Source organism: Rhizobacter sp. P3_B12, from assembly GCF_056402895.1.
In genome coordinates this window covers 1-830 of sequence record NZ_JBFUGN010001581.1, presented here as the reverse complement: position 1 = coordinate 830, position 830 = coordinate 1, and the positions used below count along the sequence as shown (strand labels likewise).

Here is an 830-nt window from a genome sequence, read left to right as displayed (position 1 = left end):
GGCGAACTCGGTGCCCGCCGGCAGCGTCACCGGCGCCGCGCCCGACGTCACGCGCAGCTCGCTCACCAGTGTCGCGGGACGCGGCGGCTCGGGGCGGACGTCCATCAGCGCGAGCAGGCGCCGCTTCTGTGCGTCGGTGAAGCGGTTCAGCCGGTAGATGTCCCGCTCGGTCACCGCGGCCAGCAACTCCATCAGCGTGATGCCGGGATCGGAGGCGTTGTGGTCGGTCCACTCCGGCGCATGCAGCGGGATCAGCGCACGGCCCTGTTCGACCAGGTCCGACCAGCGGCGATCGTCGAGATGGGGCAATGCGATCGGCATGGCGTTCAGGCTCCCGATTCGTCGATGCGCAGCACGATCGGCCCGGCCGCGACCACCTGGTCGTCGCCGACGCGCACCGATTCGCCCTGCGGCACGCCGCCGATGACGAGGTCGAGCGCCTCGATGCAGTCGACGCCGTGCGTGCGTTCGAGTACGGCCGCGACATCCGACATGAACACGTCGCGCCCGAGTTCCCAGCCGCTGCCGTTCGGTCCGCCGACGACCGGGTGCAGGAAGCGTTCGAGGGTGTCGCGCACGGCCCGCTCCACGGCGCCGGCCTGGCTCGCGTCGATCGGCACGATGCGGGCCGTGACGCCGACCGGCAGGTAGGCCGGGCCGGTGACATGGATGCGGTGCAGGGCCGCGAGATCGGCGGGCGCGCGCGCTTCGATGTGCTTGCGCACGCGCTCGCGCAGGCCGAACGACGGGTAGGGTTGCGGCTCCAGGCTGCCCGGCACGATGAGCACGGTGACCCAGCCCGCCAACGTCTGCCCGGACGGGCTGCGGCC

At 72.4% G+C, this 830-nt stretch carries 1 protein-coding gene and 1 pseudogene; both read right to left on the bottom strand.

Annotated elements, in window-relative coordinates; all coding sequences use genetic code 11:
- Positions 1-321 (bottom strand): annotated as a pseudogene (locus tag AC1D01_RS37020) (putative baseplate assembly protein); the annotation flags it as partial.
- Between the two features lie 5 nt (positions 322-326).
- A partial coding sequence (locus AC1D01_RS37015; RefSeq protein ID WP_477874841.1) for a hypothetical protein occupies positions 327-830 on the bottom strand: 504 nt, incomplete at its 5' end.